Raw genomic sequence first — 16,373 nt, 5'->3', positions numbered from 1 at the left:
TTCAAAAATACTCCCCTATTATACTCCTAATTTTTCCAAAAATATAATTATTCCTCTAAAAAATCTTACACATCAAATATACTTTTAGGTTTGATTTACTATAGGAAACAATTCCGAAAGAGGAACTACTCTCCCCACCTCGTCTTTAAACACAATATGCTCTCTAGTTAAATGGCGCGGGCTCTTCACTCCCGCCGCTGCCGCTAATGAAAATAAACTATATCTCATACTAATAATATAATTCATGACTCGCCACTTCTTCTCATACGGATCTAACGCTTTTTGATAATGCGGATTCGTCGTGGCTACACCAGATGGACATTGACCAGAATTACATTGAAGGGCCATAATACAGCCACTTGCCATCATAAACCCACGGGCTGAACTTACAGCATCCGCCCCAATCGCTAAAGCAATCGCCACTTTATCTGGTGTGATTAATTTACCCGATGCAAATACTTTAAACTTGTTACGGACACCATAATGGTTTGCTGTATCAATAAATGTAAGTAATGCTGGAATAAGCGGCAGTCCCATACAATCTGCCATCGATTTATACGTTGCCCCTGACCCGCCTTCTGAACCGTCGATTGTAATAAAATCTGGGTAAATGTTTAGTTCTTTCATTGTTTTTATTAAATCTTCCAAAGGCTCCTGCTGACCAATTACAATTTTCATTCCAACTGGTTTACCGCTGTTTTCTTGCAACTGTTGAATAAAACAAAGTGTATCCGCTGCATTCTTTAAAAATGAAAATCGATTCGGTGAATTAATCGTCTCTCCCTTTCGGACGTTGCGAACAAAAGCAATTTTCTCATTTACTTTTTGTCCCTCTAAATGACCACCACGTATTTTAGCACCTTGCCCAAATTTCAATTCGAATGCTCTAATATTACTTTCTTTCGCTTTCTCCATGAATTTTCCCATTGAAAAATTACCGTCTTCATCACGGTATCCAAATAACCCTGGACCAATTTGCGCAACGATATTCGCTCCTGTATGTAAATGTTCTGGAATAACGCCACCTTCACCCGTATTAATCCACGATCCGCCTGCCATTTTTGCTCCAAAACCACTCGCTAAAATATAATTTTCTCCAATCGCACCGTAAGAAGTCGCAGATGCACCAAACATGCCATGTAGCTTCCACGGATATTTACGGTTCTCACCGACTATAATTGCATCATCTTCTTCGTACAGCCAAAGATTCGTTGTATCCGCTGTCAATTTTTCTCTTCTTGAAAATAACCCTTCTTTATGAATCACGTACTTTTTACCTTCCCGCTCTTGCGTGAGATTCACACTTAATTCCTCAGTTAATATCGGAAATAATGTATTAGCAATATAATATCCAGAAGCTTCAAAATCTCGTTTTGATCCAAAACCAAGTATTTCAGAGCGATATTTCGCTAAAAACATAACACTTTGAAAATCATAACGTGAGAAAGGCTTTCCATCCGTATCATGATCAAACCAATATTGTCGAAATTCAGGCCCTATCTTTTCCAGTAAGTAGCGCATTCTTCCTAAGTACGGATGTAATTTTAAAATAGAATGGTGTGTTCGTTTTTTTATAAAAAATGTAATGATAAAAAAGACGATTAAAAGCAACATTAAAAATAGTAATATACTAATAATAACGAGTAGCGTTTCACTCATCCCGCTTCCCCCTATGAAATTCCATAATAAAAGGAGAACACTCGATGTGCTCTCCTTTTATCTTTATTCATACTAACGTAGCAAGATGCTCTTTCGCGTCATATTCAACTAAACTTTCAGCGTGTTTAATTCGATGAACAAAGTCTGGATTAGCAATTAACGGTCTTCCGAATGCCGCTACATCAATCGTTCCTTCTTGCAACGCTTCTTCAGCCTCTTTCGGATTTAAATTACCAACCCCAACAATCGTACCATCCCAATATTTTCTTACTAGTTGATGAAAATTCTTTCCATCAGCAATCTCTTGCGTATAATTCATCGTTGAAGGATGGATCATCGTTAACCCAACCTCTTTAAACATATTTATGAACGTTTCAATTGCAAACTCAGGGTTTTCCCACATATAAGTAGGATTATCACCTTTGAAAGCAGAGAAACGAAGAAGTGTTTTATTAGCTCCAACAGCTTCTATTACAGCCGCCGTTACTTCTTTCATAAACGTTAACCTTTGTTTTAAATCACCGCCATATTTATCTGTTCGCTTATTCGCAAACTCATACGTAAATTGATCGATTAAATATCCGTGTGCACCGTGAATTTCTACTCCATCAAATCCAGCTTCGATCGCATTTTTCGCAGCTTGTGCGTATTGACCGATCACTTCTTGTATTTCTTCTAACGTCATTGCTTCTGGCGTATCAAACGGTTTACGAAAGCGTGGAACATTTCCCTCTGCAGCGATAGCCGATGGTGCTTGTGGCATTTGACCACCAATTATTTCATGATGACTCATACGCCCAACATGCCATATTTGAGCAATAATCGTCCCGCCTTCTTTATGTACTGCCTCTGTAACAGGTTTCCAAGAATCGATTTGTTCTTGTGTATAAATACCTGGTACTCCTGGGTTTCCTTTTGCTCTCGGACTAATGACAATTCCTTCTGTAATAATTAGTCCTATTCCATCCGCAGCACGTTTTCTGTAGTACTCCACTACATCAGCACCAACTGCTCCAGTCTCATTATCTGCAAAGCATCTTGTCATCGGTGCCATCGCTATACGATTACGAAGAGACCAAGTTCCAACTTGAATTGGATCAAACAACTTTGTTTCTTCAACGTTTTCAAAAAATCCCCCAGCATTTACATTTGTTCCTTCATAAATACTCGCTGCTTTATTACTTGAACTTGTCATTTTTCTTCCCCCTAAAAAATCTTACTATAATCGCATCATACTTACTTTTAGATAGTAACGTCAATTTTTACGACTTTACAATAAAAAATTCGAATATCCAAAAAATAAAATGCTATAAATAATATTAAAAAGGTTTCCTTAGGAGGAAACCTTTTTTGTTGACCATATATGGCTGTCAATTCGTTTATCTCTTTAATAAAAAACACCTTATCAATAGAAGTGAAAATGGTTCAGTATTCTTCTAAAAATAATAACTTATATACCTAAAACAATGAAAGCCCTACCTCTCTTTCATCCTTACGGCTCCTCGTCCGTGCCAGTGTGAATCAGGATTGCAAAAATCAAGTAACTATTTTATCGAAGTATTCAATTAAACTTCGAACATTCATAAATGAAATTAAAAAATAAAAATGGATTTGATTGTAGTAATAACAATAGAGGTAATGCTCTAAAAGTGGTTTGAAAGAGTTGAATGTCTTTGAAATGATAAATTTTCTATAATTATGTTCCCAAAAAATTCAAGATCTTTTTTGGGATATAATACATTATTTGTAATGAACCTTAACAAAAGCTTTTTATCTGATTTTCTGTGATACCTTCAATTAATCCCAGTTCACTAATCAAAAATTCATATGCGTTATCTAACATCTTCTTTTCGCTTGCATTAAGTGCTTTTTCTTTCTGTATACGCATTAAATCACGCACAACTTCAGCACCTTCTTGCATTTTACCCGTCTTTATTTTATCAGTGTTCAATTTATACCTTTGTTTCCACGTAAGTAATCTATCTGATTCCCCATGTTGAAAAATATCCATTATGTGTGCTAATGCGGTTATATCCGTAACTGGTCGTATATTCGAATTCAATATTCTCCCTGCTGGAATCATTAGTTCCATATTACTAGCCGACATTTTTATAACATAATACTGTTGTTTTTCTCCTGAGATTTCCTTCTCTTCTATGGCTTTAATTATACCTGCTCCCTGCATTGGATAAACAATATTATCACCAATTTGAAACAAATAATCCACCTCCATATATGGTAACCTTCTCAAGCTTAACATACTTTTAGTTTTTTAGCAAAATTTTTATTTTATCATAAAATTATTTTACGAGTCAATACTTCAGAAGCAAGAAATTAAATTTACACAATACACTATAAAAATCGCAATTCCATTAACGGTTCCACACACATTCATTCTCCTTTAACACAAAAACACATCACTACATTTAAGTAGTGATGTGTTTTTGATAAGGCATAAATAAATATCTACTTTTCCGTCTATATACTAACCTGTTTGCTAACTGTTTCCCTCGCTAAAAGAAAACTCATAATCACTTGCGCTGCTACTCTACTCGTCATATCTCTGAAATCAAGAGTTGGATCAATCTCTACTATATCCATCCCTTGAACGAGCGATTCTTTACCAAGGAATTCAATCGCATCTAGTAAAGTCGTACTATCCATCCCACCAGGCCCAATTGCTGGACAACCTGGTGCAAACGCTTGGTCTAGCACATCCATATCAAGAGAAATATAAATAGAAGTCACACCTTGATTTCTTAATACTTCAATACTTTCCGTGATAATATCTTTTATTTCTCGCTCTCGTACGTCTTTCATTGTATACACTGTTACACCATGCTCTATTGCATATTCATGGTACGCACGTGCATTAGAAAAATTACGAATTCCAATTTGAACAAGTTGTTTTCCAGTAATGACATCATTTTCTAGTAAACTACGGAATGGTGTACCATTTGACGGGCCTCCATCATCTAAATTACGTAAATCATGATGAGCATCAAATTGAATAATTCCGACCTTCCCTTTACTGTTTGCAAAACCTGTTATACTCGGAAAACTAATCGAGTGGTCACCGCCAAGAACGATTGGTATCATGTTCGGGTTTACTTTCGTTACATGCCCAACTGTTTTCGCAATTCGTTTATGACTTTCTTTTATATCCGTCACATGCATCGTAATATCGCCGCAATCATATAAGACACTTTCCTTCATATCGTGTTCTTCTGTAATTGCATATGTGCTATATGCATCTAACATCGCACGAATTGTTTTTGGCGCAAAACTCGCTCCTGAATGACTAATAGACGGTTTAGAAAGGGGTGCTCCAATTAAGGCAGCACCGAATATTTCCACACCTTCCTCCCAATCTTTAATCATCTCACTCCATTTCGTCACTTCACGATCAATAAACTTTGCATTTTTCTTTAAATAGTGGCCGTGCTCCACGATTGTTCACCTCTTGTATATGCAATATTACCATTCTTCCATACTGTATTCACATGACTTACGCCGTAATGATACGGTACGTAAGCATAATTGTAAGCATCCCATAAAACTAAATCTGCCTTACGACCAACTCTAATTTTCCCAGCTACATCACCACGGTTAATGGCATATGATGAGTTAACCGTTACGGCATTCCAAACTTCTTCTGGTGTCATTTTCAATTTTAGCATCGCAATGCTCATAATAAGCTGAATATTTTCAGTTGGACAGCTACCTGGGTTAAAGTCTGTAGCTAACGCAACTGCAACACCTTCATCAATCATTTTACGTCCACGAGCAAAGCTTTCTTTATTTAAATAGAAAGTTGTTCCTGGTAATAAAGTTGCTACTGTATTAGAATTTGCAAGCATTTCAATTCCTTTATCAGAAGCACCAACTAAATGGTCCGCTGATGCTGCACCGATTTCTGCCGCTGCTTCCGCACCACCAAGAGGGTCGATTTCATCTGCATGAATTTTCACATCAAAGCCAAGCTCTTTCGCTTTTAATAAAAATTCTTTTGATTCTTCTACAGAGAACACACCTGTTTCACAGAAAATATCAACGAACTCCGCTAATTGCTTCTCTTTCATTTCTGGTAGTAGGTCTAACATCCATTGTAAAAATTCTTTCGATCTACCTTTATACTCTTTCGGAACTGCATGAGCACCTAAAAATGTTGAAACTAAATCGATCGGATGCTCTTTTTGTAATTGTGCTGTTGCCTCTAATTGTTTCCATTCCGTCTCATCATCTAATCCGTAACCACTCTTCGCTTCTACAGTAGTAACTCCGAAAGATAGCATACGGTCTAAATGGAATTTCGCTTTTTGAACAAGTTCTTCTTTCGACGCCTGTTTCGTTGCATTTACAGTTGAAAGTATGCCTCCGCCTTGTTCTAAAATTTCTAAGTACGGAACTCCTTGTAGTTTTAGTGCGATTTCATTTTCACGAGATCCACCAAATACAAGATGAGTATGCGGGTCAACGAGACCAGGAGAAACCATTTTCCCGCCGCAATCAATAACTTCTCTCGCTTGTAATCCTTTCGCTTCTTCCGCTGTTCCAACGAAAGTAATTACACCATTTTCAATTCCAACCGCACCGTTTTCGATAACAGGAAGCGTGTTCATCGCTTCCCGTCTTAACAAGCCATCTTCTTGATCCATTGTTAGTAATTGACCGATATTTATTAGTAAAGTGTCCAGCATGTTTTCTCCTCCTTATTTCATCATCGGAATGTTAACGCCTTTTTCTTTCGCAGTTTCCACAGCTAAGTCATACCCTGCATCCACGTGACGAACAACACCCATACCAGGGTCAGAAGTTAATACGCGCTCAATTCGTTTTGCTGCTGCTTCTGTTCCATCTGCAACGATAACCATTCCCGCATGAAGTGAATAACCCATACCAACGCCACCACCGTGGTGAACAGATACCCAGCTTGCACCGTTTACACTATTAATTAATGCATTTAAAATTGGCCAGTCAGCTACTGCATCACTACCATCTTTCATCGCTTCTGTTTCACGATTTGGAGATGCTACTGATCCACAATCTAAATGGTCACGACCGATAACGATTGGTGCTGATAATTCACCATTTGCAACCATTTCATTAATGATGCGACCAAATTTCGCTCGCTCACCGTAACCAAGCCAACAAATACGTGATGGAAGCCCTTGGAATTCAACTTGTTGACGTGCCATACGAATCCAGTTACATAAATGTTCATTATCAGCGAACTCACGTAAAATTACTTCGTCTGTTTTATAAATATCTTCTGGATCACCAGAAAGTGCTACCCAGCGGAATGGTCCTTTTCCTTCGCAGAATAATGGACGGATAAATGCTGGAACGAATCCTGGGAAATCGAATGCATTTTTCAAACCTTCATCGAAAGCAACTTGGCGAATGTTATTTCCGTAATCAAATGTAATTGCGCCTTTTTCTTGCATAGCAAGCATTGCTTCCACATGTTTTGTCATACTTTCTTTTGATAATTGTACGTAGCGTTCTGGATCTTCTTCACGAAGTTTCGCTGCTTCTTCTAACGTGTAGCCTACTGGAATATAACCGTTTAATGGATCATGAGCAGATGTTTGATCTGTAACTAAGTCTGGTGTAATATTGCGCTTCACTAGTTCTGGTAAAATTTCTGCCGCATTTCCTAATAAACCAATAGAAATCGGTTCTTTCTTCTCTTTATACTCGTTCGCAACCGTTAACGCTTCTTCTAATGATTCTGTATACATATCACAGTATCTCTTTTCAATACGACGATCGATGCTGCGCTTATCAACATCAATAGCAATGACAACACCGCCGTTCATCGTTACAGCAAGAGGTTGTGCACCACCCATACCACCTAAACCAGCAGTAAGTGTTAATGTACCTTTTAATGAACCATCGAAATGTTGACGAGCTGCTTCACCAAATGTTTCATATGTTCCTTGTAGAATCCCTTGCGTTCCAATGTAAATCCAGCTACCAGCTGTCATTTGTCCGTACATCATAAGACCTTTTTTCTCTAGTTCTCGGAAGTGATCCCAGTTTGCCCATTTCGGTACTAAGTTTGAGTTCGCTAACAAAACGCGAGGTGCATCTTCATGTGATTTAAAAATGGCAACTGGCTTTCCTGATTGAACAAGTAACGTTTCATCGCTTTCTAACGTTTTTAATGAATCTACAATCGCCTGATAACTTTCCCAGTTACGAGCTGCACGGCCAATTCCGCCATATACAACTAATTCTTCTGGTTTTTCAGCAACTTCAGGATCTAAATTGTTCATTAACATACGAAGTGCAGCTTCTTGCACCCACCCTTTCGTTTGTAACTCTGTACCTCTTGGCGCGCGAATTGTTTGTTGTACTTTTTCCATTTCAATCTCTCCCTTTTCTCATTTTATAGTGCTGCGTTTACATCTAATCTTTCTTTTATCGAATAATTCGTTTTTAACCAATGCGCAATATTTTCAATATCTGTTGAGAATATACGGTCATTTTTAATAGATGGCACCTGCTGACGACCTTGATGGTAGAAGCTCTTCGTCACTGTACTCATGTTTTCAATTCCGCGATATTCTGCTGCTTGCATCGCACAAATCATCTCAATAGAAAGAACACGTCTTGCATTTTGAATAATCTGATGTGCATGGCGTGAAGCAATTGTTCCCATACTTACATGATCTTCTTGGTTAGCAGAAGACGGAATTGAATCTACACTCGCCGGATGTGCCAACGTTTTATTTTCAGAAACTAGTGACGCTGCAGCATATTGCATAATCATTGCACCAGACTGAAGTCCTGGTTCTGGACTTAAAAATGGTGGTAAATCATTTAATTGCGGATTCACTAAACGCTCAATACGGCGCTCCGAAATATTTGCAAGTTCTGCCATTCCTACTTTTAAGAAGTCCATCGCAAACGCAATCGGTTGACCATGGAAATTCCCGCCCGAAATTACTTTTTCCCCACCATCAAAGATAAGCGGATTATCTGTTGCTGCATTCATTTCAATTTCTAATTTTTCTTTCACATAATTTAAAACTTGCCAAGAAGCACCGTGTACTTGCGGGATACAGCGAAGTGAATAGGCATCCTGTACACGTAGTTCTCCTTGTTTTGTTGTTAATTTACTATCATGAAGAATGTCACGAATTCTGCTCGCTACTTCCACTTGCTCTTTATAACCACGTGCTTTATGAACATTTTCATCAAATGCATCAATAATGCCTTGTAACCCTTCAATTGTCATCGAAGCAATTAGTTCAGCTTGATACGCCGTTGCTTCTGCTTCTATATAAGAAAGAACTCCTTGTGCTGTCATCGCCTGCGTACCATTAATTAACGCAAGACCTTCTTTTGCTTCAAGTTCAATTGGCTCAAGCCCTTCTTCTGTAAGAGCAACCATTGCATGAACGCGTTTCCCCTTATAGAACACTTCACCTTCGCCTAATAATACGAGCGCAAGATGAGATAAAGGTGCTAAATCGCCACTTGCACCAAGTGAACCTTGTTGCGGAACGACTGGATGAATTTTACGGTTTACAAACTCAAGAAGCATATTTACAACAAGCGGCCTAACACCAGATACTCCTTTAAGCATCGTGTTCGCTCGTAAAATTAACATTCCACGCGATACTTCTTCCGGGAATGGATCACCAATCCCACATGCATGTGACTGAATTAAATTATGTTGAAGTGCCTTTACATCATCTTTTTGGATAAGCACATCACTAAACTTTCCAAATCCAGTTGTAATTCCGTAAACGACTTTTCCGTCCTCTACAATTTTCTCAACTACTTCGCGGCACTCCGCTACCTTTTGCATACTAGTTGGACAAGCTGTTACACCTTCTCCTTCCAGTAATAACCTCTTCATTTCTTCAACTGTCAATGTATGTCCTGTTAACGTAATCATCATTTTTCCTCCTTAAAAAGGCAAAAGGGGACCTTATCTTTTTAAGACAGACTTCTGTCCTAAAAAAGTAAGGCCCCCTTCTAACTAATAGACTATGGGCAAATCATATGTGATTAATTCCTAAACCAATCGCCTCATGCTCAGATCCTTTTACAGGTGCACCAATCGTTCCATATAATGCAACAGCAACCCATTCGCCTTCTTTTTTTCCGTCGTATGGTGTACCGCGCACAATCGCAAAACGAAGTCCTACTGTACGAAGAACGTCTGCTAACTGAATTTGACCTCTCGTCACTCCGTACAAAGCTTCCATAATTGCATGATAAAGTGCATGTGTTTCTCTGTAAACGTCTGTTTCAATAACTTGGTTGCTTTTAGCCGCTGTTTCCATTGCTGCGACAACCTTTTGCGAATTCATCGAACCCACTTTCCCCGTACAATACTTCCAACCTTTTGGAATGGATAATACAGGACTTTCATTCTCATCCGCAAGTGCCAACAGCATGGCCATACGACCAATTCGATGTGTTCCTTGAAGAAGCATGTGACTCTCTCATTTCTTTTGAATTATTTGAATATTACTTAATTTAAGAATATATGAAAACGTTTAAATCGTCAATAGTTTAAACTCACATTCAAACAATTTTTTCATCCCCTCCATTTGTGTACACAAATTATTTACACAATTTTTCCAAGCATGCTATAGTCTCATTAACAGATGCAAAGGGGCGAGATTTCAATGACGAAGCGAAAAGATATTCATTTTCGAATTGAAGAAAAATTACTTGCAAGGTTTGAAGCTGCACTCCATTACGAAGGTTTAAAGAAAACCGACATATTAACACATGCGATTCAGCAATTTTGCACGAAGGTGGAATGTGAAAAAATGAATGATGTAAAACGTCAATATAACGTTAGCAACCATTTACAAACACGCATCGACACACATACACATTACGAAGAAAAACACGTAGATTTAGATAAACTCGTCATTAAACATTTACAACTTCAAGGGGAAGAAAACATATTAGAGGTTGGGTGCGCTAGTGGAAAATTCCTTTCCCTTTTACAAACAAATGGTCATAAAGGCCCATTAACCGGGTTTGATCAATCCGAAGCTATGCTTGCTGAAGCTGCTAAAACAAATAACTTAATAGAATGGAAACGAGGGGATGCTAGTAAACTTCCTTTCGAAACAAATTGTTATGACCTAATAATTGCAAGACATATGTTATAACCATGTGAAAGATGTTGAAAAAACGATTCAAGGATTCCATAAAGTAATTCGTCCTGGCGGAACACTTTTAGCTACAACAAATTCTAGCGTTACACTACCTCGTATAGTTGAAATGTGTAACCGTATGTTAGACGCATTTGATTTACCGAAAACAACATCATCAGTCACTCCATTTTGTTTAGAAAACGGTAAAGAGATATTACAATCTGTTTTTCCAACTGTTGAAGAAACAGTTATTCATAATGCTCTCGTTTTTCATCATGCTACTCCGATTGTAAACTATATTTCTAGCATGTTTCCGTCGCTAAATATACCTGATAATACATACCTTCACGCGGAAATGAAGGTATGGCTAAAAGAAGAAGTAGAAAATGAATTGTCACTTCATAACGGTATATGGCGTGACCCAAAAACGTTAGCCATTTATCGATGTCAAAAAGAAAAAAGCTAGCATTTGCTAGCTTCTACACGTTTTCTCGTAAAAGTTTCTCCATTACTACATTACCTTTACCACAATAAAAATCTGTATTATGTTCGTCTGCCACTCCAAAATAAGAGGCAATTGCTATTCCAAATGGTACAAATGCATGCCCTTGTGCTGTAATGATATTTGAGTGTTGCACAACTTCTTCATACACGAAATTTTCTACTGGAAAACAATCAAATTTTTGATAATCTATAGTCGCAGTATAAGAAATCCCTTTAAATAACCCTGCTTTTACTAGTGCATACGGTCCAGCACAAATTGCCGCCACTAATTTTTCTTGTTCATGAAATTGACGAATGATTGAAAAAAGAGGTTTTGCATCTTCCAACTGTCCTTCTTCTCCACCTGGAATAAGTATCCCCTCATACTCATCTACACGTGCTTCACTTACTTCTATATGCGGCTGCACTTGCAATCCAGTTTCACTTATAACCAATTCTTTAGTTAAGCCCGCTGTAATGATTTCATATTTATTTTTCAGCAATGCCGTTGCTACTGTTATTTCAAACTCTGCAAATGTTGAGTATACAAATAAAAGTATTTTTTTCATAGCTCTCTCTCCTTTAACCAGTCCATAAAATATACCTCTAAATCGTCCACTGTTAATCTATTCGTGTCCACATAAGTTACAGGAAATTGTTTATACCAGTCTTTTTCAGTTTCTACTAATTTAAATTGCTCCGCAAACGTACTTCTGTTTCTTGTTCTATCATTATTTTTTCTATCATATACATTCTTTTTCGTAACATCTAAGTAAAAAATCACATCCGAACGGCATGCTCTTAATTTATATAATTCATCTTTCAATTCAGTTTCTATATCCCACTCTTCTCCTATAATCGTTGGATAAAAGAGTGTAAAGAACTCAATGTCTTCTGGTCCGCGATCAAAAATTACGACTGAATCTTTCACATTTTGAAACTCCTTTATTTTTGCTTCCATAAACATTTTTTGATTCATAATAAACCCTACTTTTGAATTCATATCTAAATTCAATTTTTTTCGCTTCTCTACAATTGGATATGGATTTTCATATATAACTCGAAACCCTCTCTTTTCTAACCTTTTTGCTAATGTTGTTTTTCCGCTAGCCATCGGCCCTTGCAGTGAAATTACGTATGCCACACCTCTCATTCCCTTACACTTTAGTACACCTATAATATACAGAATCTTGAAAACTCTCAACATTATATATATCATCTTGTTTCTTATTCATATCTAACTTATAATGAAAAATAGAGATTATGACGGACGCATCAATAATGTAAGCTTGGAAATCCAAGCTTACATTATTTTTTGCTTTCCCTTTTCTAATAAAAAGAGTATACTAGATTAGAACGTATGTTCTTAGTAATTACATACAGTAAGGAGATAGAACAATGGTATACGACACAAAAGCAATTTCTTGGAATGAATCTTTAAAACAACTTCAACGCCGCTATACAAACAAACAAGTTGACCGAAAAGAATTTGAGGATATTGAACTGATGGAATTCTTCCGCGATAACGACTACATTTCTTTACCTACACATATAAGCGGCCTATCAAAAACACGTTTTACTTCTTACTCTATTTTCACAACTGAAGATAAAGATCGTAAAGTTGGCACACTTATTATTGAGTATGTTGAAGACGATAATAATAATTTATGTGTTGAACAACTATACTTCGTTTAAACTATAACGCTTGGTCAAAATGACCAAGCGTTCTTGCTTTCTATGAATCTCACTGTATATAATATGAATAAAAGAAAACCGCTATCATTAAGGGGGGATATGCGTGCTCGAAGGATGGTTCAGTTGGTTCATTGTATTATGGACGGTTATTTTATTAGGGCTTATGTCTATCGGTGGATACTTTATGTTCAGAAAATTTTTAAAACGTTTACCAAAAGAAGACGGCATGTCCATTTTGGATTGGGAAGAACACTACATAAATAAAACGAGACATTTATGGGCTGACGAACAAAAACAATTGTTAGAAGAGCTTGTAAGTCCTGTTCCAGAACTATTTCGTGATGTTGCAAAATCAAAGATTGCTGGCAAAATCGGGGAACTTGCATTACAAGAAAATGCCTCTCAAATTACACAAGACTTGATTATTAAGGGATATATCATTGCCACACCAAAGCGTGATCATAAATTTTTAATAAAAAAACTACAAGAAAAAAAGATTGATTATTCTAACTATCGATCTTTACTCGCAAAGTAACTTCATATTATTTTCGATAAAAAAGACAGCGCCTTTGACGCTGTCTTTTTATTTGGTACATATACAGTTTTTAAGTTAGCTTCATATCTTTTTCATTATAAAAACCATCTTCTTTTTCCATTTCCTTCTGTAATTTCGTAAAGGAACGATACATTGCAATTCTCCATGACACAATCATCGCAAACGCAAGTAAGAAGAACATGCCACTAAGTTGTCCTAAATCAAGAGATTGACTTAAGTAGGTTTTAAATACAATCCGCACTACAAGTAATCCAATTAATATGAAAACAAAGGCTTTTGAACGCTTCAAATAAATCTCTTGTCCTCTAATTTCAAATTTAGATGTTTTAATAAGAAAAATAGAGAAAATCAAACCGACACCAATTGCTTCTAACATTTCTGCTGGAGTTAATCGAAATTCAGGAAAAACATACATCAATGCACCCGTACTCATAAAAAATGGTGGAAGTATAATTTTTTTCAATGTTGCAGGTTTCTTAGCTGCTTTTAAACGAATAAACATCGCACCGACAGCCATACAAACAGCAACGATACTTGATAAAAGAACTATGTTCATATTTTCTCATCCTTTTTTGTGGCTATATGCAAAATATACTTTCATTATATGCTTTTCCGTTAGTATTTCCAACATTTTCGCAGAATAATACTAAAAACCAGTAAAACCACCAAATAAACTTGAGAAATATACGATAATTTTCGTCATCCAGTTAAAGTATAGGAAGACACCCATAACAATCATAATATATCCTCCGACTTTCATGAAGGCCATACTATTTCTTTTAATCCAAGACATTTTCGTAATAAAGAATGACAGTACGAAAAACGGGATTGCAAATCCAAGTATGTAAGCAATCATATATATCATTGCTGATTCTGGATTTGTTGCTGCTAATCCAATTACAGACACTAGAATTGGTCCGGTACATGGCGTCCACCCTGCTGCAAAAGCTAATCCGATTAGTACTGATCCAAAATAGCCACTTGGACGATTTTTAAATGTAAATTTACGGTCTTGCATTAAAAATTTCGGCTTAAACACCCCGACAATAATTAAGCCGAACACGATGATAAATATACCACCTAACTGTCTGATTAAATCTTTATAGTCAGTAAAGATTCCTCCAATAAAACTTGTACCAAATCCAATTGCAATAAATATAATTGAAAATCCAAGTAAGAAAAACGCTGTATGTATCATACTTCTTTTGCGAAGCATTGCATTTTCTTCTTTCAATTCAGAAACCGACATACCTGTTATGTACGATAAAAATGCCGGATAAAGCGGTAAGCAACATGGGGAAATAAATGATAAGAACCCGGCGCCAAACGCTAAAAAAATACTAATATCTTGCATCATTCCACTCCTCTCCCTAAATATTGTAACAAAAACACATAAAAATACTATGAACAATTCGTGAAATCACTTTTACAACGTGGCAATAAGAAAAACCGCACTTCCTCACAGTTTCTAATAAAACGTTTTCATTTCCTTCTATTATATAGAAAAAAACCAAATGGATTATAAAACTCCTTTAATTGTTATTACCATAACAAAGGTAACATAGTTTCTCAAATAATTAGCACGTTACTAGTACGTCTATATACATATTGGTTTAAAAAATATTTTTTTCAAATGCTATCTCTATACAATGCAAAGTTTATTTTATAATACTTCTACTATTAAAAATTTCAAGATTATGCATAAATATCATACTTTTATTATTATTCTATAAAATGTCATACTTTTCTTTCATTTGACCCTTTATTTCTAATTTTGTATACTTCCCTCTAGTTATATATTTTCGATACGGAACAACTTCATATAGATGGGAGGAATTTTTCATGCTTCGTTATTCTCTTTTAGTTTTATTAGGAGCGTGTAGTTATGGAATTTTAGCTATTTTTGTTAAGCTTGCATATGCAGAAGGATTTTCACTTGGAGAGGTAATTGGCAGCCAATATTTGTTCGGTTGGATTATTTTGCTTGCTATTACACTTCTATTTTCTAGACATCGCGTTCCTTTAAAGCAAGCATTACTTTTATTCGTTGCAGGAACATCTGCAAGTTTTACCGGAATTTTTTATTATGCTTCATTAAAAACTGTACCAGCTTCTATTGCAATTATTCTTTTATTCCAATTCGTTTGGGTCGGAATTATCATTGAAGCAGTCGCAACAAAAACATTACCTTCAAGAGAAAAAGTTATTTCTGTTATTTTCTTACTTGTAGGGACATTTTTATCAAGTGGTTTACTTGAACAATCAGTAGGTGCTTTCGATACGACTGGGGTCATTTTAGGTTTATTATCTGCTGTTACATTCGCAACATACATTTTCGTAAGCGGAAAAGTTGCTGTTGAAGTACCTTCATTACCGCGCGGTGTTCTCTTAATGACTGGTGCTTTAACTTTAGTCATGATTGTATTCCCACCAACATTTATTTTTAATGGTGCCATTTCTCAAGGTCTTTGGAAATACGGTTTAGGATTAGGAACATTTAGTATCGTTATTCCATCTATTGCCTTTACAATCGGGATTCCAAAAATCGGTTCTGGCTTAGCGACTATTCTTGGTGCAGCGGAACTACCAGTTACAACAATTATGTCAGTATTCGTTTTAAAAGAGGCTGTACTATCTTCACAATGGTTCGGTGTATCACTTATATTAATTGGGATTGCAATCCCGCAAATTGCATACGCAATGCGTGGACGTTATCGTAAACATCATACGCATAAAAAAGTCGCAGCATAAAGTGAAACTTTAATTAGTTGAACCAATCGGGCTTTTATGGGATAAACGAGAGAGGATTTTCATTTGAGAATCCTCTCTTTTATTGTTGTATACTT

General features: G+C 36.4%; 16 protein-coding genes and 1 pseudogene. 4 read left to right on the top strand and 13 right to left on the bottom strand.

Annotation, left to right across the window (positions count from 1 at the left end):
- Window positions 1-84: 84 nt before the first annotated feature.
- From B9A45_RS11155 to hutP, 8 genes are all read right to left on the bottom strand, one after another.
- A complete protein-coding gene (locus B9A45_RS11155; RefSeq protein WP_000005161.1) occupies window positions 85-1,659 on the bottom strand; it encodes an FMN-binding glutamate synthase family protein in 1,575 nt (524 codons plus the stop codon).
- Window positions 1,660-1,726: 67 nt separating this feature from the next.
- Complete coding sequence (locus B9A45_RS11150; protein ID WP_000204590.1) at window positions 1,727-2,854, bottom strand: alkene reductase; 1,128 nt, start codon at window positions 2,852-2,854, stop codon at window positions 1,727-1,729.
- 561 nt (window positions 2,855-3,415) lie between these two features.
- A complete protein-coding gene (locus B9A45_RS11145) occupies window positions 3,416-3,877 on the bottom strand; it encodes a CarD family transcriptional regulator (RefSeq protein ID WP_170317877.1) in 462 nt (153 codons plus the stop codon).
- Between the two features lie 260 nt (window positions 3,878-4,137).
- Entirely contained in the window at window positions 4,138-5,109 is a 972-nt protein-coding gene (gene hutG, locus B9A45_RS11140; RefSeq protein ID WP_000399828.1) for a formimidoylglutamase, read from the bottom strand.
- Window positions 5,088-6,359 carry an imidazolonepropionase gene (gene hutI / locus B9A45_RS11135; protein ID WP_000887540.1) on the bottom strand — a complete coding sequence of 424 codons (1,272 nt, stop codon included), beginning with the start codon at window positions 6,357-6,359 and terminating at the stop codon, window positions 5,088-5,090. Before hutI ends, hutG begins: the two co-directional genes overlap by 22 nt.
- A 12-nt stretch (window positions 6,360-6,371) precedes the next feature.
- Window positions 6,372-8,030, bottom strand: a complete 1,659-nt coding sequence (gene hutU / locus B9A45_RS11130) for a urocanate hydratase (RefSeq protein WP_000416946.1) — start codon at window positions 8,028-8,030, stop codon at window positions 6,372-6,374.
- A gap of 23 nt (window positions 8,031-8,053) precedes the next feature.
- Entirely contained in the window at window positions 8,054-9,571 is a 1,518-nt protein-coding gene (hutH, locus tag B9A45_RS11125) for a histidine ammonia-lyase (protein WP_000631875.1), read from the bottom strand.
- Between the two features lie 103 nt (window positions 9,572-9,674).
- Window positions 9,675-10,115, bottom strand: a complete 441-nt coding sequence (gene hutP, locus B9A45_RS11120) for a hut operon transcriptional regulator HutP (RefSeq protein ID WP_000926516.1) — start codon at window positions 10,113-10,115, stop codon at window positions 9,675-9,677.
- 195 nt (window positions 10,116-10,310) lie between these two features.
- On the opposite strand from hutP, the pseudogene B9A45_RS11115 reads away from it, so the two are divergent.
- Window positions 10,311-11,259: pseudogene (locus B9A45_RS11115) on the top strand (class I SAM-dependent methyltransferase).
- A gap of 13 nt (window positions 11,260-11,272) precedes the next feature.
- Here the strand turns inward: B9A45_RS11115 and B9A45_RS11110 are convergent.
- Together B9A45_RS11110 and B9A45_RS11105 are read right to left on the bottom strand one after the other, a co-directional pair.
- Complete coding sequence (locus B9A45_RS11110; protein ID WP_084064034.1) at window positions 11,273-11,845, bottom strand: DJ-1/PfpI family protein; 573 nt, start codon at window positions 11,843-11,845, stop codon at window positions 11,273-11,275.
- Entirely contained in the window at window positions 11,842-12,429 is a 588-nt protein-coding gene (locus B9A45_RS11105; RefSeq protein WP_002000475.1) for an AAA family ATPase, read from the bottom strand. The genes B9A45_RS11110 and B9A45_RS11105 overlap by 4 nt, the downstream gene beginning before the upstream one ends.
- Window positions 12,430-12,674: 245 nt before the next feature.
- Between B9A45_RS11105 and B9A45_RS11095 the strand changes: the two genes are divergently transcribed.
- Both B9A45_RS11095 and B9A45_RS11090 read left to right on the top strand, forming a co-directional pair.
- Window positions 12,675-12,971, top strand: coding sequence for a hypothetical protein (locus B9A45_RS11095; RefSeq protein ID WP_000262400.1), 297 nt, complete (start codon window positions 12,675-12,677; stop codon window positions 12,969-12,971).
- A 103-nt stretch (window positions 12,972-13,074) separates the two neighbouring features.
- Window positions 13,075-13,506, top strand: coding sequence for a DUF2621 domain-containing protein (locus B9A45_RS11090; RefSeq protein WP_000889373.1), 432 nt, complete (start codon window positions 13,075-13,077; stop codon window positions 13,504-13,506).
- Window positions 13,507-13,576: 70 nt separating this feature from the next.
- On the opposite strand, the gene B9A45_RS11085 is transcribed toward B9A45_RS11090, so the two are convergent.
- The 3 genes from B9A45_RS11085 to B9A45_RS33190 form a co-directional block, all read right to left on the bottom strand.
- Entirely contained in the window at window positions 13,577-14,083 is a 507-nt protein-coding gene (locus B9A45_RS11085) for a CcdC family protein (protein ID WP_001028440.1), read from the bottom strand.
- A gap of 90 nt (window positions 14,084-14,173) precedes the next feature.
- On the bottom strand, window positions 14,174-14,881 hold the full coding sequence (gene ccdA / locus B9A45_RS11080) for a cytochrome c-type biogenesis protein CcdA (RefSeq protein ID WP_001152676.1): 708 nt from the start codon (window positions 14,879-14,881) through the stop codon (window positions 14,174-14,176).
- Window positions 14,882-14,897: 16 nt separating this feature from the next.
- Window positions 14,898-15,047, bottom strand: a complete 150-nt coding sequence (locus B9A45_RS33190) for a peptidase T (RefSeq protein WP_080008939.1) — start codon at window positions 15,045-15,047, stop codon at window positions 14,898-14,900.
- 322 nt (window positions 15,048-15,369) lie between these two features.
- Between B9A45_RS33190 and B9A45_RS11070 the strand changes: the two genes are divergently transcribed.
- Window positions 15,370-16,278 carry an EamA family transporter gene (locus B9A45_RS11070; protein WP_000947046.1) on the top strand — a complete coding sequence of 303 codons (909 nt, stop codon included), beginning with the start codon at window positions 15,370-15,372 and terminating at the stop codon, window positions 16,276-16,278.
- The last annotated feature ends 95 nt before the right edge of the window (window positions 16,279-16,373 follow it).

Source organism: Bacillus sp. JKS001846 (assembly GCF_900176455.1).
Classification (GTDB): domain Bacteria; phylum Bacillota; class Bacilli; order Bacillales; family Bacillaceae_G; genus Bacillus_A; species Bacillus_A cereus.
The sequence above is the reverse complement of the archived record's forward strand: the minus strand, read 5'-3'. Positions and strand labels throughout refer to the sequence as shown.

Coding starts and splice junctions, on each gene's coding strand:
- B9A45_RS11155 (WP_000005161.1), bottom strand. CDS start 1,659: ATGAGTGAAACGCTACTCGTTATTATTAGTATATTACTATTTTTAATG.
- B9A45_RS11150 (WP_000204590.1), bottom strand. CDS start 2,854: ATGACAAGTTCAAGTAATAAAGCAGCGAGTATTTATGAAGGAACAAAT.
- hutI (WP_000887540.1), bottom strand. CDS start 6,359: ATGCTGGACACTTTACTAATAAATATCGGTCAATTACTAACAATGGAT.
- hutU (WP_000416946.1), bottom strand. CDS start 8,030: ATGGAAAAAGTACAACAAACAATTCGCGCGCCAAGAGGTACAGAGTTA.
- hutH (WP_000631875.1), bottom strand. CDS start 9,571: ATGATTACGTTAACAGGACATACATTGACAGTTGAAGAAATGAAGAGG.
- hutP (WP_000926516.1), bottom strand. CDS start 10,115: ATGCTTCTTCAAGGAACACATCGAATTGGTCGTATGGCCATGCTGTTG.
- B9A45_RS11110 (WP_084064034.1), bottom strand. CDS start 11,845: ATGAAAAAAATACTTTTATTTGTATACTCAACATTTGCAGAGTTTGAA.
- B9A45_RS11105 (WP_002000475.1), bottom strand. CDS start 12,429: ATGAGAGGTGTGGCATACGTAATTTCACTGCAAGGGCCGATGGCTAGC.
- B9A45_RS11095 (WP_000262400.1), top strand. CDS start 12,675: ATGGTATACGACACAAAAGCAATTTCTTGGAATGAATCTTTAAAACAA.
- B9A45_RS11085 (WP_001028440.1), bottom strand. CDS start 14,083: ATGAACATAGTTCTTTTATCAAGTATCGTTGCTGTTTGTATGGCTGTC.
- ccdA (WP_001152676.1), bottom strand. CDS start 14,881: ATGCAAGATATTAGTATTTTTTTAGCGTTTGGCGCCGGGTTCTTATCA.
- B9A45_RS11070 (WP_000947046.1), top strand. CDS start 15,370: ATGCTTCGTTATTCTCTTTTAGTTTTATTAGGAGCGTGTAGTTATGGA.